This window comes from Leptospira adleri (assembly GCF_002811985.1).
GTDB classification, from domain to species: Bacteria; Spirochaetota; Leptospiria; order Leptospirales; family Leptospiraceae; genus Leptospira; species Leptospira adleri.
Genome location: NZ_NPDU01000080.1, coordinates 1 through 20,213, shown reverse-complemented (window position 1 = coordinate 20,213; position 20,213 = coordinate 1). Strand labels below are relative to the sequence as shown.

Below are 20,213 nucleotides of genomic sequence, written 5' to 3'. Positions count from 1 at the left end.
AGCAAACACGGACAAGCGAATGCGACGGCCTCTTACAATAGCGACGGAAATGCAGCGATTCCGCAAAGACTACGCTGAGCCTCGCATAAATTAAAATCGCAGATGTTTTGACGAATATAACGGAGGCCCGACAGCAGTTTAGCTCTGATTTCGATTGCAAATTAGATGCAGAAAGTCTAAATTACCGATTTTTGAAACGAAATTTGGGTTCGAAAGTCAAGTTGAGGACGTGGCGATCCGAACTCGTTTTGCAAACAAGTTTCGGTAAAAGAGAGGCTAAAGCCCGAACAACTGAACGCTACGCTGTGTTTTCGTAGGAATAGGTATGATACAAACCTCCGAGAACCGGGGTTGCAATCAACTTTGCTCCGGGAGCCGGCTTGAGAACCGGAGAAGGAACTGGACTGTCCTTGTTCAAAGCTAAATGAGTTCTGTGGTGATTGTAAAAATGAATGAACTCGGTTAATTTTTTTTTCTAAGTGATACTGATTGATCGGAATGAAATAATCTAGGAATTCATTTCTGCAAGTCTTGATCCAACGTTCGGCGTAGCAGTTTTGCCAAGGAGAGTAACGTGTTGTCTTTTTGTGTTTGATTCCGATTCTTTCTAAATACTTGGAAAAACGTTTTCCGAAAAGCGGATCGTTGTCGGAAAGAAGATAACAACTTTTCTTTCCCGATAGCATTTGTTTGCGAACGACAAGTTTCAAAACTTTTTTCATCCATTGTGTGGTTGGATTTGTGTGAATATCGAAATGGAGAATTTGTCTCGAACCGAGGTGCAAAAAGAAAACGACTCGAAAGATTTCTTTAAAGTTAGAAGAGTAAACATTAAACGTGTCTGTAACGATCATGGTCTCCGCGTGGAGAGAATAGAATTGTTTCCAAGAGAGACGTTTTTTGGGATCGGGAGGTCTTTTTGGGATGTATTTTGACACGACTCTTTCCGAAAAATCAAATCCGAGTTTTGCAAGCAGTCCGTGCAGCTTTGTGGCTCCCCAGATTTTGTTTTCTTTGGCGATCCTTCGAATGAGCTTGATGATATCCCAAGGAATGTTGGGTCTTCCGGGTTTCTTTCTTCGTGAGAGCAAGGCCCAAAAGATTTTGAATTTCTTTTTTTTCCATTTCAAGAGAGTTTCAGGAGATACGAGAATCAGATTTTCTTTCCAATCCCGATGGAAATACGAAAGCAAAACGAGCTTCAAACGTTCGAAGGGTTTCGTTTGAAACTTATTGTTTTTCCGTTTGTAGGCTATAAGCTGTGCTTTGAGAAACAAGATCTGGGAAGAAGTTTGTGTTTGATCGGGAATGTTCGAAAAGATTCGAATGAGAAGAATGAGATTGGTGAGGAGAGCAATTTCGAGAATCAATTTGTTTTCCTTTGAAATCTCTATCGGAACGATTTTACTTTCAGAAGAAATCGGGACCACTGATTTTTACCCGACTGTCAGGCGAATACTATCACTACACAAACTAGGGACCCACTTCTTAAGCAAAATTCTGTTGAGGAGAGGAGCCTGCTCCCTGATAGATTTCGGGAAGGATCGGGAGATTGATATAGAAACGAGTGAACTCGTTTTCCTTACTTTCGTAATAGATTTCACCTCCATGATCTTTGATAATTCCAGTGCTCACGGAAAGGCCGAGCCCGGTTCCCTTGTCGACTTTTTTGGTCGTGAAAAAAGGACTGAAGATTTTTTTCGCTTCGTCTTTGGGAATTCCGATTCCGCGATCTTCTATACTCATCTGAATCCAAAGGTTGGAGTCCTTTTCGAATTTTTTAGCCTTGATGACGATGATCTTATTCGGATCGTATTTCGGATATCTTTGGTTGAGCGCGTCTCTTGCATTGTTGAGGATATTGAGGACCACTTGTTGAATTTGCTGAGGCACACAAAATACTTCCGGAAGGGAATCCTGGATTTGGGTTTCTATATGGATCGTATCTTTCTTAAAAAGTTGTTCGCAGAGAGAAACCGTTCTTTGGATCACTTCCTGAAAATCAACCTTAGAAAAAACGTGCTTCTCTTGTCTGGCAAGTCTCAAGAGATCCTTGGTGATGTTCGAAATTCTTTCCCCTTCGTCCAATATGTTGCTCGCATATTTAAGAATGGAGTCGTCTTGGCTTTGTCCCAAGATGAGCTGCGCGTAATTGATTATGATCGTAAGAGGATTGTTGATCTCATGAGCAACTCCCGTTGCAAGGAGGCTGATCGCTTCCAGTTTCTGAGCTTGAATCAGTTGGGACTTTAGGGTTTCATTTTGTTTTTCGGCTTCTTCCAAAAGCGACCGTTCTTCCGATTCTTTCAGAGCTCTTTCGATGGAGTAGTTGAGTTTTGTAATTTTGTTTTTCGAAATATAATCGGTAGCGCCTTGTTTGAGAGCCTCGATCGCCGCGTCTTCGCCTAACCATCCTGAGACGAAAAGAAAAGGAACGTTCGGATGAAATTTTCTGACGATCTCGAGCGCCTCCATTCCGTCGAAAGAAGGAAGAGAGAAATCCGAAAGAACCAAATCCGGCTCGCTCGACTGGACTTCTTGGATTAATTCTTCCTTTGTCTGGATTTGTTTATAAGAAAAGTCTAATCCACTTCCGCTGATCTGCCGGATCATCAACCCGAGGTCGTTCGGATTATCCTCTATACAAACGATATAAATCTTTCTCTGAATCATAGCGCGCGTTTATTCATAAGAATCCAGTAGAATCCGATTTCTGCGGCCACGTCGCTGAATTTCGAAAACTCCAAGGGTTTTACGACGTAACTGTTCACACCCAAACGATAACTTTCAACGATATCCTTTTCTTCGGCGGAAGAAGTCAGGATTACCACAGGGATGAGCTTTGTGAGTTCTTCGTTTCTTACTTTTCTCAAAACTTCGATTCCGTCCACCTTTGGCATTTTTAAGTCCAGAAGAATCAAGGAAGGAAGTTGAGTCTTATCCCGTTCGCAATACCTCCCGGTTGCAAAAAGATATTCCAGCGCCTCTTCTCCGTCTCTTACTAACTTCAGTTGATTTGTAAGATTATGCTTTTTTAAACTTCGTAAAGCGAGTTCCGAATCTTGGGCGTTGTCTTCCGCGTAAAGAATCGAGATTAAATCATCTTGTAAGTTGCTCATCGTTCTCTCGAGCTCCCAATGTGAAATAAAAGCAAGCGCCTTCGTTCAATTTGCTTTCCCCCCAGACTTTTCCGTTATGTTTTTCCACCACCCTTTTGACTATCGCGAGACCGACTCCGGTTCCTTCGAATTCGTCGGAATGATGAAGTCTTTGAAACATGTTGAACAACTTGTGCTGATACTTCATGTCGAAGCCGGCGCCGTTGTCTTTAACAAAAAAAACGGTCTCTTCTTCGTTTTCGAACGAGCCGACCTCGACCTTGGGATTTTCTTTTTCTCTCGAGTATTTGAACGAGTTAGAAATCAAATTGAAGAGGAGTTGTTTTAAAAGACCGGAGTCCGCCTTTGCGGAAGGGAGGTCTCCTATCGAAGTCTGAACCTTCAAGTTCGGATAATAATTTGCGACTTCTTCGAGAATCTTTTGGGCCAGCTGCTTCATGTTGATCGAAGTAAAAAGAATTTCCTTTCTTCCTAAACGGGAATATTCCAAAAGATCGTCGATGAGCTGGCCCATATTGGCTGCGTTTTGCATGATGATTTCGAGGATTCTTTTCCCTTCATCCGGAAGAACGCTCCCGTAATCTTCCATCATGATTTTAGAGAACCCCGCGATACCCCGGATCGGAGCCCGTAAGTCGTGTGAAACGGAATAGGAAAAGGATTCCAAATCCTTGTTGGATCGTTCGAGCCGAATGGAATAATTTTTTAGATTCGCGTTCGTGGTTTCGAGCAGCTCTTCCGCGGATTGTCTTCTTCTATTTTCACGATATATTAGAATATATTGAAATGAAATAAAAGCAAGGTTTAGTAGAATCGCGAGAAATATAAGGCGGATCGCGAATTTGAGATTGGCTTCGGATCCTTCTCTTCGGGTTTGATAGAGAAGGAGTTCCTCTTTTTTCATATCTTTAAGAATCTTGCGGATCCGTTCGCTCAAAATATTTCCTTTGGAGGAATAAAAAGAGACCGCATAACTTCCGATAGGTTTTATTTTTTGATCTAAAACCGTCGCCTCCATAAATTCGATCTTTTCATTCGTTAAAGGAACGACATCATCCAATCTCTTCTGCTGTTCCAAATTATCGCGCGTAAGAATTCTAAGATTATTTATTTTAGACAGAAAGACCGATTTGTTCTCGTGATATCCAGTCAATAAAGAAGAATTTTTATAAAGAATATAACTTCTGAGAGAGGAATGCATTTCGCTGAAAGAGGATAGGGCTTCTTCCAAGTTACCGAGGACTTCCTGCGTATGCGACTCCCATCTCCGCAAGTCGGAGGACTGATTCATCGCGTAGAATGCGGAACCGGCCACTACGGAGTTGAGAAGAATGATAACGACTATTCCGAGAATGACGCTTTTTTCAATCGTACTCTTCAAGAATCCCTAAACCTTATGCAAAGAATTTACACACGAAAGACCGGACGTTTTTCAAGAGAAGTATTGGAACAGAAACTCAGGTCCGATGATAAAAAATCGAGATAACTTTTTTACTTGGATGTCTTTAAAATAGCAAGAAAAACTTAAAAATATTCGGATTCTCTTAAAGATTGTAGTATACTCGAATGAGGTTAGACAAGAATTTATTTTCGATTTTTCTCCGAATCGGCTTGCCCGTCTTGAATTTTAAGAGGTAGCCTTTGGGCGCGGCTGTTAATGCGACGTAGCGTTATTTCAGAAAAGAGAATATTATATTCTTATGAAATCCCGGAATGGAGGAGAAGAGTCCGGATTTTTGACGGATTCTAACGGAGTTTGCCGGAATTGTATGTCGTTTTGGCGATTTGTATTTTTATGTCTCGAATTTCCGGAATTCTTACGAATCAAAGATCGTCCGAGCTCCGATCGGCGTTGATTATTTTTTTTCGAACGATAGGGCCATCATATCCCCTTGATCCAAAAATTTTACGGTAGGGTCCGCGAGATGCTTCAAAATCTTATATAAGAATCCTGCGTTTTTCCTAGCGGTCAGTCCGCTTCCGTACGTGATGTGTTTTTTCTTTTCGAAACCCAACGACTCGCAGAGTTCTGTGATTCCCGAGAGGGAATAATAATAGAGATGCTCCGGAACGTTGAGATATCTCCAGGAAGGCCCTTGTAATTTTGCGAGGACTCCCCATTTACAGGTTGAAAGGAGGATTCTTCCACCGGGTTTGAGAAGTGTATGAATTTTTTCTAATGTTTCTTTCGGCTTGTGAAGGTGTTCGATGGAAGCCCATAACGTTATTAGATCGAATTTTTCGGCCGGATTTTCTTTCCATTGTAGAAAATCCTTTTGTTCGACCTTGAGTCCGAGTTTTTCTCTCGCGAATTTTACCGGGGCTTCCGCGATATCCATTCCGTAGGAATCCCATCCTCTTTGTTGCATATAGTCCACGAAATATCCCGCCGCACAACCGACGTCTAAACATCGTTTTTCGGAAGACAATGTTTTCTCCCAGGAAGCGAAGTCCAAGTCTTTCAGATTGAGTCCGAATACACGCGAGATCTCGCTTCTTACTCCGTCCGAAAAATAATTATCATAACCTCGATCGCTTCTTTTTAAAAAGTATTCTTCCGAGTAATAAGAAGCCACTTCCTCCGGAGACGGTTGCGGACTTACTTGGACGAGAGCGCAACGTTTGCACTGAACGATCCGGAAGACTTCGTTTTTATGATTGGACTTGCTGAAGAGAGGTTTGAATTCCGAGGAGCCGCAGGTGTTGCAGGGGATACGTTCCATTCTACTTATCCTATCGGGTCGCTAAGGAATTCCTTTGATAGAAATTCTGCTTTACTCAAATCTTCTCCCTGAAACTGATGAAAAGACATGAAACACGCCGCGCTTCGTTCCATTCTTTCCTTTTTGTTTTTGATTTCATCAGCACTTATCGCCGATCCGCAAACGAACACGACCATCAAAATCAAAGCGGTAGGGGACATGGTGCCCGGGACCAATTATCCCGAACCTCTGAACATTCAGGATCCGAGGGCTTTTCTTTTCGGAAAAGTGGAGAATCACCTCAAAGGTGCGGACATTCTTTTCGGTAACTTTGAAAGCACTCTGACCACTTATCCGACCACGTCGAAGGACACTTCGAGAAAGATGATCTTCGCGTTCCGAACTCCTCCTTCTTACGCTAAGGTTTTAAAGGACGTCGGATTTGATATTTTAAGCATTGCTAATAATCATTCTTTGGACTTTCATCAGCAGGGGTTTGACGATACTCAAAAAAATCTTTCCGAGGTCGGTATCCGTTATACCGGCAAAAAAGGAATGATCACTTATATGAACGTAAAGAACGTATCAGTCGCTTGGATCGGTTTCTCGCATTTGAAGTCGCATAACAATGTGAACGAGATCGAGGAGGGTGTGGCTCTTGTAAAAGAAGCGAAAAAAAAGGCGCAGCTTGTTTTTATTTCCTTTCACGGCGGAGCGGAGGGCGGACCCGCTCTTCACGTAAAAAATCAGATGGAACGTTTTTACGGAGAATATAGAGGGAATCTCGTCGAGTTCAGTCATTCTTTGATCGATGCGGGTGCGGATCTTGTGATCGGTCACGGTCCTCATCTTGTGCGTGCGATGGAGTTGTATAAAGGAAGATTGATCGCGTATTCTCTCGGAAACTTTATGGGTTATAGAGCTCTTTCCTCCCGGGGAATCGTTGGTTATTCCCTCGTTTTGGAAGCGGAAGTGGACTCGCAAGGAAAGTTTGTAAAAGGAAAAATCATTCCTCTGCAACTCGATAGCGCTTCCATTCCGGAATACGATCCTGAAAAGAAAACGATCGATCTCTTACGCAAGCTGACGAGAGAGGACTTTCCTTCCAAGGGCCCGAAAATCTCCGAAGACGGTACGATCCTTCCCGGGAGCGGTTGACGTTTACTCTCGGAAATAGCTTCCGATTCACAACAAATAACTGAATTCGAAGTCGGTTTAAAAAAAACCTTATAAGTTTAAACTTTTAGAATATATTACTTCAAACTTTTATCCTGCGAAAAAGACAGTGATTTTATTTCGCAGGTTTTTTGCCTCACAAAACCCTTTATTGGTATAAAACCCATTCTCAAAAACGAAAGTTGCTGTCTGATTTAAAAAGCGGAACGCTTTTATAAACTGGTAATCTTTAGTTTCACACTCTCCTTTTTGATTCAATTCTTTCCTAAACAAATTTTTGATTTCAAAAAAAATAAATTCAATCCTTATAAAGGAAAAGAAAATAAATCCGAAAAGGGAAAAGATCCCCGAGATTTCAAAATTAGATCCTCGGGAAACTATTTTTCGACGACTTTTGTTTTATTCAAATTGATACGGTTGGATGCTAAAGACTTTAAAATTTCTAAATTACGGATTCGTTTAACAAAAGATCATCTTAAGGGAATCAATTCTATACTTGTATGAAAATTCAGGAATCAAAAACTAAAAAACCGGATCTAAGAAACGTTTTCCTCATTGTGATCATTTGTATCATTAATCCGCGTTTTCTCAACGCTCAGACTTCGAATGAACCGCCGGTTCGGCTATTAGATTCGAATCGATTTGAAGACGTTGTTTCGATGAATAAGAATCTTTGCTCCGAAAAATGCGGAAACTCCGAATCCAAAGGTTTGATTTCCCAGATGGGGGGAGCTGAAAACGTCGGGGATCCTTGCAATCGATTGGGCGTCGCGTATATGGGAATGAATTACTTCAAACCGGCCATCACCGCCTTTAAAAAAGCGATTCTCTGCGACGATTCCAGTAAATATCACTCCAATCTTGCTTTGGCTTATGTTTATGATAAGGATTATCAGTCTGCGGAAATCCATTACAAAAAGGCGATCGATCTTTTACCCCGGAATTCGAACGAATTCTCGCCTAAAATAAATTATTCGATATTATTAATTAAAAAAAAAGAATATTCTAAAGCGGAAAACTTCCTCCGAGAAGCGGTGCAGAATGAAGCTCATCTTTTTTATGCCTATCTCTATTTAGGTTATACGTTGTATCAGCAAAAAAAATATACGGATGCGTTGTCGTTCTATGACCGGGGAATCAAAATGAATCCAAATTACGCGGATCTTTTTATTTATAGGGCGTACGCCCATTTTCAATTAAATAATCTATCGGGTGCGGACTTGGATCTGAATCAAGCCGAAATTCTAAGCTCTGAAACAGTCAATCCCCGAATCCATCAACTGAGAAATCTAATCCGAACAAGGATTCAAGGATACAAATAATGAACCGAAATCTGTTTTCAATTTCACTTCTGGTTCTGACGGTCGCGGCTTTTTCCGGTCTGGGTTCAGAAGGAGGTTATAAATATTTAGAAAACGGAATCCTGGATTATACGGATCCGTCATCACAACCGAATTCTCCGAGTTCAAGTCCTTCGATCAAAAATAAAAAGTCCATTTTCTTTTCCGCAAAGGACGCTTATGGTCTTAAATTCAAAATAACTCCCACATACAATGTTGCGGAAAGAATTTTTATAGAGAATCGCGGAGAAGAATCCGTCCAAATCAAAATTGGCTCCAAAGCCGATCGGAGTCTGCTCGTTGGAATCACGGGCGAAGGAGGTGATACTTTCATTACTCTTCCCGCAAAAAAGAAACTATCATTGCCAATTCGTTTTTTTGCCCAAGATTGTATTCCAGGTTTTTATAATATAGAAAATTCTATTTTTGACGAACGCGGCAACGTTCTCGATACGATTCAAGGTGTTGTAGAGGTTTCAAAACCAATTTTAGATATTGCGGTTAAACAATTGGAAAAAAGTCCTCTTGCTCATTCTTATCGTATTCGAAACAACGGGGAGGATTTGGCCAACTTCTCGATTTCTCTAAAAAATTCTAAAACGTTAAGAATGGAACCTTCGGTGAATCATTACTTTTTTCCGAAAGGGAGTTCGATAGACGTTTCCTTGTATACAACGGTTGCGATCGATAAGGAGATTAAAGACGATTTTCTTTTTTCCTCTGCGGGAGAACAAAAAACGATTCCATTTGTTTTTCAATCTCACGCACCGGGTTCGATCGAGACGGTCAGTTTGGATCCGATCGTTCGTCTCCGAATTAAGGATTGGTATTGTACCAATCGGCCGGTTATCAGTATGAATTATTCGATTCCCTACTTCGAAAAAAAGGAAACAACGGATATCGGATTTACTTCCAAGTTTTCCTGGCTGATTTCCAAAGGTGAAGCTTTCGATACGAACGGAAATCGAAAACCGGATCATTGGATTTTGATCGAGAAAGGATCCACTTTGATGGCCGGAGACGATTACGATGAGGACGGTGAAATCGATTATTTTAGAGAAAGAGACAGCGAAAACCGATCTTTAAATCGGGCTTATTTCAAAAAGGACAATCGATGGTATGAAACGAATATAGTTGATATCTATCTGATCAGTTCTTTTCTCCCGTTTAACGACGGAGCCAACGTGAAACCCCACGACCTGGAAGTGCAGGTTAACGGGAAATCGATCGCCACGGAAAAGGATATAATTCCGACCGGATCAAGATTGAGACCGATTCCGTTAAATTTGTTAAACGACAATCAATTTTACGGATATTCTGAAAATCAGATCACGCTGGTAACTAAACATTTACCCCAAGCTTCCTATCAAGTAAATGCGGAAAATACGCTGTTGATCTTTTATTCTTCCATTCAAATTCCGGTGAATACCAAAAAGAAATTGGATCTGAACGTGAGCGCGATCTCCGAAAAAATTCGTGAGGAGGAAAAGAAAATTTCGGAAGAAGCGAATGAGATTAAAAAGGAAGCCGGAAGAAACCTTTTGGAAAAGTTGAAAGTGTTTAGGGACGAAAAATTAAAGGCGATCGAAAAATTCTTTGAAGAGAATCCGAAAGAGGATAATTCACTCAAAATGACGGGAGTCCAATACAGAGGTTCGGATCTCGCGGTTTACAGCTCCGATCTTTCGATCCAAGGAAATAAAATCTCCGGCAAGGTCCGTAACATGGGTTATGAATCTCATCCTTATACGATTTCCTTATTCAAATTGGATGAAAAAAACTACACTCTGATTGAAAGAAAGAACGGCGAAAAACTGACTCCGTTCGCTCAGAGGGATTTCTTATTTGAAGTTAAAAACCACTCCAAAACAAGAAGAACGGTTTATAAAATCGAGCTCGAAATCAAGAATATTCAAGAACTTGTAAATAGTAATAATCAGGCTCACCTAATCACGGGAACAGAAACAGATCCTCATAAGCTAAAAAAGGAAATGGCGGAATTGGCGAAGGAGATGGGTTTGGAGAGCGACCAGCTGACATTAACTTCAAAGCCTGCCCTTCCTGAATTCGATCTGAAAGAATTTGAAAGTTTATCCGGAAGAAAGATAAACTTTCCAGGTTCGGAAAAATTCGTAAATCAAAAAGAAAGAAGAATAATTTTGGAGTAACCCATGAAAATACTTTCGTTTTTTCTCATTTTCTTTTTATTCATTTTTTCGGTGCATTCCCAGACTTTACCGGTGCGGAAGGAGTCTTCTGCGTTGGAAGTCGAGTGTCTTTTTCCATTGGCAACCGAAAATATGTGGAGATACGATATCTATTTGGAAGATAAAAAAGTCGGTATTTTGCAGATGGAAGTTTTAAAGGATCAACCTGAAGAAAGCAAACGTAGAAAATTTCCAAAAGATTTTTTTTCCGAATTGCCGGACGTTGCCACATACTTCGTAAGAATCATCGACAACTATCAGAAGAGAACGGTAATCAAAGAAGTTCTAAAAGACTTTAGAGGTTTTCTTTATCTGATGGACGAGTCGATTGATAAACTCTATCCGTTTCTAAAAGACTCTTTGCGGGAAGGGGATCAAGTCGGAAACAGCGTGGTTACTTCTACCGGATCGAAAACGTTTCAAGGACGTTCGTTGTCTACCATAGTCTTGAAAGATTTGGACAAGGACATCGTCGAAGAATACATGTCGAATACGGGGCTTTATTATTATAAAAAAGGGGGGATGGAATACAAGTTAACCGCCGCTATGGTAAAACATTGCGGGTTACCGCCCTAAGAAAACGATCGATCTCCTACGCAAGCTGACGAGAGAGGACTTTCCTTCCAGGGGACCGAAAATCTCCGAAGACGGTACGATTCTTCCCGGAACTTGAGGAAAGAAAGGCCGATTCGGAATTTTTGAAATCTTCCAGCAATTTGTCGATTAGCCGGTATTTTTCTTCTCAAATTTATACCTTCCGCGGCAATTCTAGCCGGAAGGTATAAAATCTTTTCTCTTGCCCCCGAGGTTAGGACCCTAAATTCTGGACTCGTAGCTTGTTCATCCTCGAATTCGAGGAAGGGAATCCGGTTCAATTCCGGAGCTGAACCCGCAGCTGTAATCACCTCCAAAAGGTTTTGCTAAGACGCCACTGTGTGATCATGGGAAGGCGGCAAAATCGGTGAAAGCCAGAAGACCTAACGAGCCGCCATAAACTGATAGGACTTTCGGGAACTAAGGTCGGGTTTGAAAAATGGGTTTTCGTATTTTCGATGTCCTCCGGGTTCCCCGATTTTTCTTTCCCATTGCGCCGTTCCGTGTAAAAAATGGGATCAAAAAATTATATTCGATATTTAGAATATTCTAAAATATTATTGTTCTTTATTTCGGCGGTCGGTCTTTACGCTCAGGAAAATTCGAATTCTTCGAAACCCCAAAAAACCGAAACGGTTCAGGTTCTTGGAAAAGTTACCGACCCGAACCCGCAGAATTTTCGATCCAACCCGAGCGGTTTTCAGAGTTCGATCAAACTGGACGAAACTTCGGCGCGTTATACGTCTTTGCCGGAGGTTTTGGAAAGGGAGGCGGGTCTTCGGGTCCGCTCTTTCGGAGGCCTCGGTTCTTATTCCACTCTTTCGATTCGAGGAACCAATCCGAATCAATCCCGGATTTATTTGGACGGGATCCCTCTCAACAATTCTCAAGGAGGGGAAGTCAATCTCGCGGATCTTCCCTTTGACAGCTTGGAAAGCGTTGAAGTCTATCGATCCGGCAATCCGATCGGTTTTTCCGGTTCCGCCATCGGAGGATCGGTAAATCTCGTCACGAGAAAAGATTCCGGAAAACCGAAAACTAGGATCAATCTCGGCGGAGGTTCGTTTAATACGGGTAAGGCGAGCGTTTCCCATACCGGAACTTACAACGGAATCGGCGCCAGTTTTATGGCGCTCGGCGAGAAGTCAGACCAAAACTTCTCCTTTAAGAACGATCACGGGACGGTAGTTTTAAACACGTTAGACGACACGGTCGATCGGAGAAAAAACGCCGGTTTTGAAAGAGCCGCGCTTTTCGGAACTCTTAAATATCAGGTCGGAAAGACCGAACTTAAATTTTTAAACGATTTCAATCATAGAATTCACGGTCTTCCGGGGCCGGGTTCCAATCAGACTGATCAGGTACATAGAAAATACGATCGTTATACGGGTTCCGTCGCAACGGATACGAAGGGACTTTTCGTAGATCGATTCCGCTTGGAAACGAGAAGTTTTTACACCGCGGCCAAGGACGATCTTTTCGATCCGGGATCCGAGTTTTCAAAAGGGGCGCCGAACTCGAGGGCGGAAATTCGACAGACCGGAATTCAGGTGATGCCCACTCTTTATCTCACCGATTACTTTCAGATCGTCCGCGGTTTTGTCTCTTTGGAAAAAGAATCCTTCGATCGTGAAAGGCTGACTCCTTCCAATTATGTTTCCAGGGTGGAACCTCTCAAAGAGAGGACGTATTCTTCCTATCGTCTTGAAGACGAGATTCGTCTTTTTGAAGCGAGGGTGCTCTTGATTCCTTCCGTTACATGGGACCACTACAAGGATCGTTTTCCTTCGGAAGAACCGTGGTATCATAAGGAGGATCCGTTCGCGGGCGATCAGAAGAAAACTACATTCACAAATCCTAAATTCGGTTTTGTATGGAAGATCTTCGAGAGGGAAACCTGGGACGTTCAATTTCAAGCAAACGCTTCGAAACAATTTAGGATTCCTTCTTTTCTGGAGATGTTCGGGGAACAGGGTAGCATCATCGCGAATCCGAATCTCAAACCGGAACAAAGCGCGAACGGGGACGGCGGTTTTGTGCTGAAGACCGATCATTCTTTTTTGAAAACAAAAACGAGCGTCTCTTATTTTTCAAAAGATATCAAAGATATGATTCTTTTTCTTCCGAACTCGCAATTTACTCTAAGGCCGGAGAACGTGGATTCCGCAAGAATCCGAGGAGTGGAATTCTCGCACAGAGAGGACTGGAGATACGGTTTTAAATTTCTTTTCAATTATACGTATCAGAGCGCGATCAACAATTCTTCTTCTCCGTATCTAAACGGTAAGACGCTTCCTCTAAGACCAAGACACGAATTTTCAGGCACCCTTTCCTGGAAAGGGAAAAGACTCGAAACCGGTTTGGAATTGTTGTATATTGGAGCCGTGTTTAGGGATCGAACCAACGAATATATAAATTATATTCCCGCGAGACAGATCTGGAATTGTTTTTTTACCTGGGTCCTTTTTTCGGAAGCGGGAGAATCTTCCAAGGATTCTTCCGGAAACGCTAAAGAGTCCGCTCCTTCCAAAGAATTCCTTCTCACTCTCGAAGTGAAAAATTTTACCGATAAAAGAATTTCAGATCTGATCGGATATCCGCTTCCGGGAAGAAGCTGGTATGCAACTCTGAGTATGAGGTTTTGAGATGAAGTCGAAACTTTTGATTTTTAGTGTATTCTGTTTTTTGAATGTTTCTTGTCAGGACCTGCAAAAGCCCTCCTTTTTAAGTCTTCTTTTGACTCAAAATCTTTCCGGCAATATCGGCGTCGTGACGACCGATTTCAGCGGAGGGGGAAGATTTAAAGTTGTCAACCCGTCTCTTCTTTACAGTTATCCGGGGTTGACTCCGATTCATTCGGACGCACTCGCGAGGTTCGGTCTTGGAAGGGTTTACATTCTGAATCTTCTCAATCGAGACAGCATTCAGGTTTTGGATCCGAATCTAAGTTTTGTCACGGTTTCGGAACTTGCGCTCGGATTTAAGGTGAATCCCGCCGACATAGAATTTGCAGGGCCTTCCAAGGCTTACGTTACGCTCTACGGTTCCAATCGTCTTCTGATTTTGGACCCGAGCGTAATGGCGATCACCGGTGCGATCGATTTAGGAAGTTACTCCGAAACCTTCTCGGCTGGAGGAACTCCCGATGGGATTCCCGAGATGAGCGGGATGAAGATCGTAGGAGATTCTCTTTTTGTTTGTCTTCAGAGATTGGATCGAAACGATCCTTCCGGCTACTTTCCTCCGAACACGACTTCACTTTTGCTCGAGATCAACATTCCGACGGATAAGGTCGTTGGAAGTTATACGTTTCCCTCCGCAAATCCCTTAAACAAACCGCAGCTATTGGATCTTTTCGGAGAACCTCATCTCGTATTCGCAACGCCGGGAAGAATGGGTTTTTTAAGTCAGATCGACGGCGGAGTGAGCGCGTTTCGACTTGCGACGCGTTCTTTTCTTCCGAGATTTTTATTCTCCGAATCGGTTGCGGGAGGAGATATCGTAAACGTTCAAATCAAATCGGATACGGTCGGTTACGCTTCGATTTTAGATTCGAGTTTTACGAAAACTCTGAAGGTTTTTAATCCGAGCACGGGGGAAAGCGGCCCCAGTCTCTTGCGCATTCCTTCCAGTTACGACGCAAGTCTTTCCAGTATTCTACTCGCTTCGGATAAGATTCTCTATGTTGGAAACACTCAGTTTCAACAACCGGGAATTACGATGTTCGATACGGAAAGGGGAAACGCTCTTATGACTCCGACTCCGATCTCCGTAGATTTACAACCGTACGATATCATCGAGTTGAAATAAGCACGACTCCGGAGATAGACTCCGAACCGGATTTTCAAAAATAAAAACCGATTCGGATCGTTTCCATTCTTAAAAAAGAATCCTGATTTTCGGAGAGTGATCGGAATTCCTTTGAAATCTCTTGATTTTTTTCAAAAAGTGGATCTAATCCTCTCACAAAAAGCGACGGTGAGAATATGCAGGAAATCTTTCAGGCGATAGCGGGCGGACAGAAATCAAAAGTGATCGGTCTTCTGAAACGGGATCCGACTCTGTTCCAAAGTCTGACGGAAGAAGGAATCACTCCGGTTTTATTCTCGATCTATTACGGAAAATCGGATCTATCGAAAGAGATATTCGAACTCAGTCCGAACCGAAATCTTTTCGAAGCGGCTGCGCTCGGAGATTTGGAAGAGACAAAAAGATTGATCGGAGAATTTCCGGAGGAGATCAATTCTCTTTCAAAGGACGGTTGGTCGGCGTTGCACTTAGCTTCTTACTTTGGTCATCTTGAAATCGTAAGATTTTTGATCGATGCGGGCGCGGATCTGAGTCTCACTTCGAAGAGCAAGATGTCTTACGGAAACTCCGCCTTACATTCCGCGATCGCCACCGGAAGAAAGCCGGTCGTAGAACTTCTATTGGAAAAGGGCGCGGACGCTAACGCGATCCAGAATCCGGGAAGCATCACCCCGCTTCATATCGCGGCGAGCCGTCCCGGAAGTTTAGAAATCATTCATATACTTTTAAAAAAAGGCGCGGATAAGACGAGGCTTAGCGACGAGGAGCAGACTCCGTACGCGATCGCATTAGAAAAAGGGAATGCAGTTGAAGCTAAGGCATTGGAGATTTGAGGGGGCGTTCGGGTTGGCGCCGACGAGCAAAAGATAAACACTGCTTCGATTTAGGGAGAATTGAATATGGAGACGATCAGTTTCAACATTTCCATCCACGCCGACGTAAAAACGGTTTGGAACAAAATGCTCGAGGATAAAACCTATCGGATTTGGACCAAAGAATTTCACGAGGGTTCTTACTACGAAGGTAGTTGGGAAAAAGGAAAGGAAATCCGTTTTGTGGGACCCGACGACAACGGAGCTCTGCAAGGAATGTTCAGTAAGATAAAGGAGAATATTCCTTATAAATTCATTTCCATTCAGCACTTAGGACTGATCGTAAACGGAGCCGTAGATACGGAAAGTGAAGCGGTCAAAAAGTGGGCGCCTTCCTTCGAGAATTATACGTTCCAAGAAGAATCTAACGGAAACACAAAGTTGATCGTAGAGATGCAAGTCGCGGAAGAATACAAGGACATGTTCCAAGAAATGTGGCCTCGCGCTCTGAAAGCCTTGAAAACTTTGTGCGAGAGCTGAGTTGATCGAAAAATTCATCTATTAAAATTTGCGAATGAGCCGTGCGTTAGATTTCGGCTTTGGAAAAACGAGAAGACCGGGGACGATCGTCTTTTTGTTCCTCTGCGTCTTGTTTTACGGTTCGCTCGGTGCGGAATCAAAAAAATAAACTCGGCGAAAAAGAATTTCAGATGAAAGAACGGATCTGTTCGGATTCTGAATCTGCCGCTTATCCCGTTACTCCTGAAATTTTCGTCGGCGACTGAAAAGATATCAAAGTTCGATAAGTTCGGATTGGATTGAACCGGGACTCGCCGTTACGCAGTTCGTTGACGAAGTGCAGTTTGATTTCTTTGCTTTGCAAAGAGCCAACGCCAACGCTCCGCTGGCTTTTGGCTATCTCGCTCTCTATGGATGGCTCGAAATGCTTTACCAAAGCTCACTTCGGTTATGGTGCAGTTTGATTTCTTTGCTTTGCAAAGAGCCAACGCCAACGCTCCGCTGGCTTTTGGCTATCTCGCTCTCTATGGATCGCCTTGGACGCTTTTAAGTTCTCGCTTCGGTTATGGTGCAGTTTGATTTCTTTGCTTCGCAAAGAGCCAACGCTTTCGCTCCGCGGCTTTTGGCTATCTCGCTCTCTATGGATCGCTCGATATGTACCTACCGGGACTCGAACCCGGACCCCAGGCTCCGGAGGCCTGTACTCTATCCGTTGAGCTATAGGTACGCTCACAAATGAGTCTTTTGAAGAGGCCGCTCGTGTCAAATGCAAATCCGGAATACGATTGCAGGCAAGTAAAGTCCTTGAAAAAGGGAACAGGTGTGAAATTCTTTCCTCAATAGATAGAGGTAGAGATGCAGGTTTCGTTTCTGATTGATTGGAATAGGGAATTCTTCCGAAAGATTTTTTATTTTCTATTCGTCCTTTTGCTTTTTGGGATTTTTACTCCCGCTTTTTCCGTAAGCGAAGAAGAAGAGGAAAGACTTCTCGAAAAAGCGCTCGTTGAGAGCGCGGTGACTCCGGCTCAAAAACAAGCCGTCGCCAATTATCTCAAAGCCTCGGCGATCGCAAAAAGAAATAGAGCGATCGAACTCAGAGAACTTGCAAAACTTTCCAGAGGAGAAAAATTTCTCCACGCACAAGCTCGGAAGGAAAAACTTCACAGAATGGCGGAATCCCTCGAACGTCAGGCCGATCGTCACGAGGCCGCGCTCAAAGAACTTCCCACCGAAAGTCATTGATTCAAAAAATGGAATATTCCTGAATTCGGTTTCAGAATTCGCAACCTTTTTCGACCTTTGCGGGTTACGAAAGAATCCGACGGACTGAAAACCTAACTTTTTTTTTCGATCCGAATTCTATCCAACAAAATATCCAAACATTCTTTAGCGATTTGATCCGGCCCTTTTTCGGCGTCGATTCGAATCGTTTCCGAGGGAAGAATTCTCTCGTAAGCGGAATGGGTTTTTTCCAATTGGGAAAGGGTTTCAAATCTTTCCTTCTCTTCCTTTCTTCTACTCAATCTTTCTAAAGCGACTTTCGGTTGTAGATTCAGATAAAATAGAACATCCGGAATTTTAAAATTTCTCTCTAAGTTTTTTTGAAGGATCGTCTCGGGTGAAAGATCCGGTCCGCTCTGATAAGCCGCGGTCGAATACAAATAGCGATCGAGAAGGACATTCTTCCCGGATTGTAACGCGGGAAGAATATTTTGTTTTAAAGATTCTTCTCTGTCGGAGAGAAACGCGTTGATCTGTTCTTCGGGCTCGAGATCGATTTCTCCTCTCAAGAATTTTCTCAAAAACTTTCCGGTTTCCAAGTTGGTCGGTTCTGTAAACGAGATCGCAGGGATTTCTTTTTTGAGAAGAAGTTCCGTCACGGATTTGCAGAGTGTGGACTTTCCACTTCCGTCGATTCCTTCAAATACTACGAAGAGCGGACTTTCTTTCTTCATTCTATCTTTTCCAATTCAATCTTGACAGGTGCGGATTTGTTCAAAAACAATCTTCTTTTAGATACAAGGATTTGTTTCAAAAGGAAGAATCCAGTAAAAATTCCCAGATGAAAAATAATTTTCTCATTCTAAGATATCTTCTGTTTGTTTTTATCTTTCTCAACGTTTTTCTTTTCTGCCGTCATTCCTCTCCGAGAACGAATTCTTCTCGGATCGAGGATACAAACGATTCCAATCCTCTTTCAAAGGATCGTATCAAAATCCATCATATCTACGAAGAAGTGTATCCGGATTCTTCCGAGAGTTCGGTCCGGATCACTTCGGAGAAAAACGCAAATCCACAATTCGCTCATTTCAAAGGAACTTCCAAAACTCAAAAAGTCGAAGTGGTCCTCGGTACGGGAATCGTCATCAATCAGTTAGGTTATATTCTTACAAACGAACACGTTATCCGCTCTTACAATAAATTGAACGTAAAACTCAAGTCGGGTAAACTCTACGAAGCGCAGATTATCGGATTGGATAAAAAATTAGATCTCGCGATTTTAAAAGTGGAAGCGGATCACGAAATCATTCCGGTGGAAGTTTTGGATTCTTATTCTCTTCAAATTGTGGAACGGGCGATTGAGAAGTACATGAAGGCAAAACAAACCTTCAAAGAAAATAGGGAAATCGCGGCGAAAAGGAACGTTCCGGTTCATCTAAGACATTGATCCGTTTTTTTAGGCCTCTCTTAATTTCGGGGAAACTCTTTTTCAAGATCCGGGTCTAAACGATTAAGACAGTGTGGATCCTTCTCCTGTCCAAATCCAATTTCTATCCGATATGGTTCCGTCAGAGACTTGCTTCCAAATCCAACTTGACAGTCGGAGGAGCGAGCCGATCCTTTCAGTACCTATCGGAAATTCACTTTCAGAGGGATAGAATTCAATGAAAAACTTGGAAAAACTGAAGTACGTTGCGATCGTCAGCATATCACTTCTTCTCGGAGCATTCTTATCTCCCGTGATGTTCTGCGGATCCAGTCAGAACAGTCCTCTCTTTTTAAGCGCGAAAGGGGACAGAGAACCCACCCCGGCTGCGCGTCAGGCGATTACCATTCAACAGGCTTTCGAAGAAGTGTATCAAAACGCTTCTCCGAGCGTGGTTTCCATCGCGACGGAAAGAACCCAGAACGTTCCGGTTCATCCCTTCGGCGATCCTTTCTTTGATCAATTTTTCGGAAGAGGTCAAGGCAACGGCGGAAGAGTGATGAAACAAAAACAAACCGGTCTCGGTTCGGGCATCATTCTGAATACGCAAGGTTATATTCTTACGAACGAGCACGTAGTCCGTGCCATGGATAAACTTACCGTTCGTTTGAAAACGGGCAAAACTTACAACGCGGAACTCGTGGGCTCGGACGCGACCATCGACTTGGCTCTTTTAAAAATCAAACCGGATTCCGAAATCACTCCGATCGAACTCGGAGATTCTTCCGCGGTCAAAGTCGGGGACTGGGCCATCGCGATCGGAGCTCCTCTCGGTTACGAACAATCTCTCACCGCCGGAATCGTTAGCGCCGTGGGCCGCGCCGGAATCGACAACAGCGGTGTTCATTATCTTCAAACGGACGCGGCCATCAACCAGGGAAATTCCGGCGGTCCGCTTCTCGACATCAACGGCCGTGTGATCGGAATCAATCGTATGATCGCTTCGCAGAGCGGAGGTTCGGTGGGAATCGGCTTTGCCATTCCGATCAACGAAGCCAAAGCGATCATGGAAGAATTGAAGACGACCGGAAAAGTAAAACGCCCCGCGCAAGCCTGGCTCGGAGTCGGAGTGGATTATCTTCATGAAGAAGACGCGAAGCAGTTGAAAATTTCCGGAGGGGCGGTCGTAGTTCAGATCATGAACGATTCTCCAGCGGACCGCGCCGGGATTCAGTTGATGGACATCATCACCGAAATCAACGGAACGAAGATCAATTCTCCCGAAGA

Annotated in this window: 16 protein-coding genes, 1 tRNA gene, 2 pseudogenes and 1 riboswitch; of the genes and pseudogenes, 12 read left to right on the top strand and 7 right to left on the bottom strand. The window is 43.1% G+C overall.

Annotation, left to right across the window (positions count from 1 at the left end; translation table 11 throughout):
* Positions 1-298: 298 nt before the first annotated feature.
* The 5 genes and pseudogenes from CH376_RS20440 to CH376_RS20420 all read right to left on the bottom strand — a co-directional run bounded on the left by CH376_RS20440 (position 299) and on the right by CH376_RS20420 (position 5,842).
* Positions 299-1,370: pseudogene (locus CH376_RS20440) on the bottom strand (transposase).
* 118 nt (positions 1,371-1,488) lie between these two features.
* Positions 1,489-2,673: a hybrid sensor histidine kinase/response regulator gene (locus CH376_RS20435; RefSeq protein ID WP_100785849.1), complete on the bottom strand. Its 1,185-nt coding sequence runs from the start codon at positions 2,671-2,673 to the stop codon at positions 1,489-1,491.
* Positions 2,670-3,119: a response regulator gene (locus tag CH376_RS20430; RefSeq protein ID WP_100785850.1), complete on the bottom strand. Its 450-nt coding sequence runs from the start codon at positions 3,117-3,119 to the stop codon at positions 2,670-2,672. The genes CH376_RS20435 and CH376_RS20430 overlap by 4 nt, the downstream gene beginning before the upstream one ends.
* On the bottom strand, positions 3,100-4,500 hold the full coding sequence (locus CH376_RS20425) for a sensor histidine kinase (protein ID WP_243394735.1): 1,401 nt from the start codon (positions 4,498-4,500) through the stop codon (positions 3,100-3,102). The genes CH376_RS20430 and CH376_RS20425 overlap by 20 nt, the downstream gene beginning before the upstream one ends.
* Before the next feature lie 475 nt (positions 4,501-4,975).
* A complete protein-coding gene (locus tag CH376_RS20420) occupies positions 4,976-5,842 on the bottom strand; it encodes a class I SAM-dependent methyltransferase (RefSeq protein WP_100785851.1) in 867 nt (288 codons plus the stop codon).
* 87 nt (positions 5,843-5,929) lie between these two features.
* Here CH376_RS20420 and CH376_RS20415 point away from each other — a divergent pair, with 87 nt between their 5' ends.
* The 9 genes and pseudogenes from CH376_RS20415 to CH376_RS20370 all read left to right on the top strand — a co-directional run bounded on the left by CH376_RS20415 (position 5,930) and on the right by CH376_RS20370 (position 16,300).
* On the top strand, positions 5,930-6,979 hold the full coding sequence (locus tag CH376_RS20415) for a CapA family protein (RefSeq protein WP_100785852.1): 1,050 nt from the start codon (positions 5,930-5,932) through the stop codon (positions 6,977-6,979).
* A 677-nt stretch (positions 6,980-7,656) separates the two neighbouring features.
* Entirely contained in the window at positions 7,657-8,319 is a 663-nt protein-coding gene (locus CH376_RS20400; protein WP_165781762.1) for a tetratricopeptide repeat protein, read from the top strand.
* Positions 8,319-10,505 carry a hypothetical protein gene (locus CH376_RS20395; protein ID WP_100785855.1) on the top strand — a complete coding sequence of 729 codons (2,187 nt, stop codon included), beginning with the start codon at positions 8,319-8,321 and terminating at the stop codon, positions 10,503-10,505. The genes CH376_RS20400 and CH376_RS20395 overlap by 1 nt, the downstream gene beginning before the upstream one ends.
* Positions 10,506-10,622: 117 nt before the next feature.
* A complete protein-coding gene (locus CH376_RS20390) occupies positions 10,623-11,120 on the top strand; it encodes a hypothetical protein (protein ID WP_243394736.1) in 498 nt (165 codons plus the stop codon).
* A pseudogene (locus CH376_RS24910) lies at positions 11,098-11,217 on the top strand (CapA family protein); the annotation flags it as partial. The gene CH376_RS20390 and the pseudogene CH376_RS24910, both read left to right, overlap by 23 nt.
* A 147-nt stretch (positions 11,218-11,364) precedes the next feature.
* Positions 11,365-11,543: riboswitch (cobalamin riboswitch) on the top strand.
* A 107-nt stretch (positions 11,544-11,650) separates the two neighbouring features.
* Positions 11,651-13,783 carry a TonB-dependent receptor plug domain-containing protein gene (locus CH376_RS20385; protein ID WP_100788334.1) on the top strand — a complete coding sequence of 711 codons (2,133 nt, stop codon included), beginning with the start codon at positions 11,651-11,653 and terminating at the stop codon, positions 13,781-13,783.
* A gap of 1 nt (position 13,784) precedes the next feature.
* On the top strand, positions 13,785-14,948 hold the full coding sequence (locus tag CH376_RS20380) for a YncE family protein (protein ID WP_100785857.1): 1,164 nt from the start codon (positions 13,785-13,787) through the stop codon (positions 14,946-14,948).
* Between the two features lie 176 nt (positions 14,949-15,124).
* On the top strand, positions 15,125-15,781 hold the full coding sequence (locus tag CH376_RS20375; RefSeq protein ID WP_100785858.1) for an ankyrin repeat domain-containing protein: 657 nt from the start codon (positions 15,125-15,127) through the stop codon (positions 15,779-15,781).
* 66 nt (positions 15,782-15,847) lie between these two features.
* Entirely contained in the window at positions 15,848-16,300 is a 453-nt protein-coding gene (locus CH376_RS20370; protein ID WP_100785859.1) for a hypothetical protein, read from the top strand.
* A 634-nt stretch (positions 16,301-16,934) separates the two neighbouring features.
* Here CH376_RS20370 and CH376_RS20365 read toward each other — a convergent pair.
* Positions 16,935-17,006, bottom strand: a tRNA-Arg gene (locus CH376_RS20365).
* 128 nt (positions 17,007-17,134) lie between these two features.
* Between CH376_RS20365 and CH376_RS20360 the strand changes: the two genes are divergently transcribed.
* Complete coding sequence (locus CH376_RS20360; protein WP_165781763.1) at positions 17,135-17,521, top strand: LIC10421/LIC12816 family protein; 387 nt, start codon at positions 17,135-17,137, stop codon at positions 17,519-17,521.
* A 92-nt stretch (positions 17,522-17,613) separates the two neighbouring features.
* Here CH376_RS20360 and tmk read toward each other — a convergent pair whose 3' ends face one another.
* The gene (tmk, locus tag CH376_RS20355; protein ID WP_100785861.1) at positions 17,614-18,234 is read right to left on the bottom strand and encodes a dTMP kinase; all 621 of its coding nucleotides are present in this window, start codon (positions 18,232-18,234) and stop codon (positions 17,614-17,616) included.
* Positions 18,235-18,341: 107 nt separating this feature from the next.
* Here tmk and CH376_RS20350 point away from each other — a divergent pair, with 107 nt between their 5' ends.
* Together CH376_RS20350 and CH376_RS20345 are read left to right on the top strand one after the other, a co-directional pair.
* Entirely contained in the window at positions 18,342-18,947 is a 606-nt protein-coding gene (locus tag CH376_RS20350; RefSeq protein ID WP_100786015.1) for a trypsin-like peptidase domain-containing protein, read from the top strand.
* A 217-nt stretch (positions 18,948-19,164) separates the two neighbouring features.
* Positions 19,165-20,213, top strand: a 1,049-nt coding sequence (locus CH376_RS20345) for a trypsin-like peptidase domain-containing protein (protein ID WP_100788332.1), incomplete at its 3' end; no start/stop codon positions are given.

Excerpts from the sequence above, each read along its gene's own strand:
- CH376_RS20435 (WP_100785849.1), bottom strand. The coding sequence starts at position 2,673 with ATGATTCAGAGAAAGATTTATATCGTTTGTATAGAGGATAATCCGAAC.
- CH376_RS20430 (WP_100785850.1), bottom strand. The coding sequence starts at position 3,119 with ATGAGCAACTTACAAGATGATTTAATCTCGATTCTTTACGCGGAAGAC.
- CH376_RS20420 (WP_100785851.1), bottom strand. The coding sequence starts at position 5,842 with ATGGAACGTATCCCCTGCAACACCTGCGGCTCCTCGGAATTCAAACCT.
- CH376_RS20415 (WP_100785852.1), top strand. The coding sequence starts at position 5,930 with ATGAAACACGCCGCGCTTCGTTCCATTCTTTCCTTTTTGTTTTTGATT.
- CH376_RS20400 (WP_165781762.1), top strand. The coding sequence starts at position 7,657 with ATGAATAAGAATCTTTGCTCCGAAAAATGCGGAAACTCCGAATCCAAA.
- CH376_RS20395 (WP_100785855.1), top strand. The coding sequence starts at position 8,319 with ATGAACCGAAATCTGTTTTCAATTTCACTTCTGGTTCTGACGGTCGCG.
- CH376_RS20385 (WP_100788334.1), top strand. The coding sequence starts at position 11,651 with ATGGGATCAAAAAATTATATTCGATATTTAGAATATTCTAAAATATTA.
- CH376_RS20380 (WP_100785857.1), top strand. The coding sequence starts at position 13,785 with ATGAAGTCGAAACTTTTGATTTTTAGTGTATTCTGTTTTTTGAATGTT.
- CH376_RS20375 (WP_100785858.1), top strand. The coding sequence starts at position 15,125 with ATGCAGGAAATCTTTCAGGCGATAGCGGGCGGACAGAAATCAAAAGTG.
- CH376_RS20370 (WP_100785859.1), top strand. The coding sequence starts at position 15,848 with ATGGAGACGATCAGTTTCAACATTTCCATCCACGCCGACGTAAAAACG.
- CH376_RS20360 (WP_165781763.1), top strand. The coding sequence starts at position 17,135 with ATGCAGGTTTCGTTTCTGATTGATTGGAATAGGGAATTCTTCCGAAAG.
- tmk (WP_100785861.1), bottom strand. The coding sequence starts at position 18,234 with ATGAAGAAAGAAAGTCCGCTCTTCGTAGTATTTGAAGGAATCGACGGA.
- CH376_RS20350 (WP_100786015.1), top strand. The coding sequence starts at position 18,342 with ATGAAAAATAATTTTCTCATTCTAAGATATCTTCTGTTTGTTTTTATC.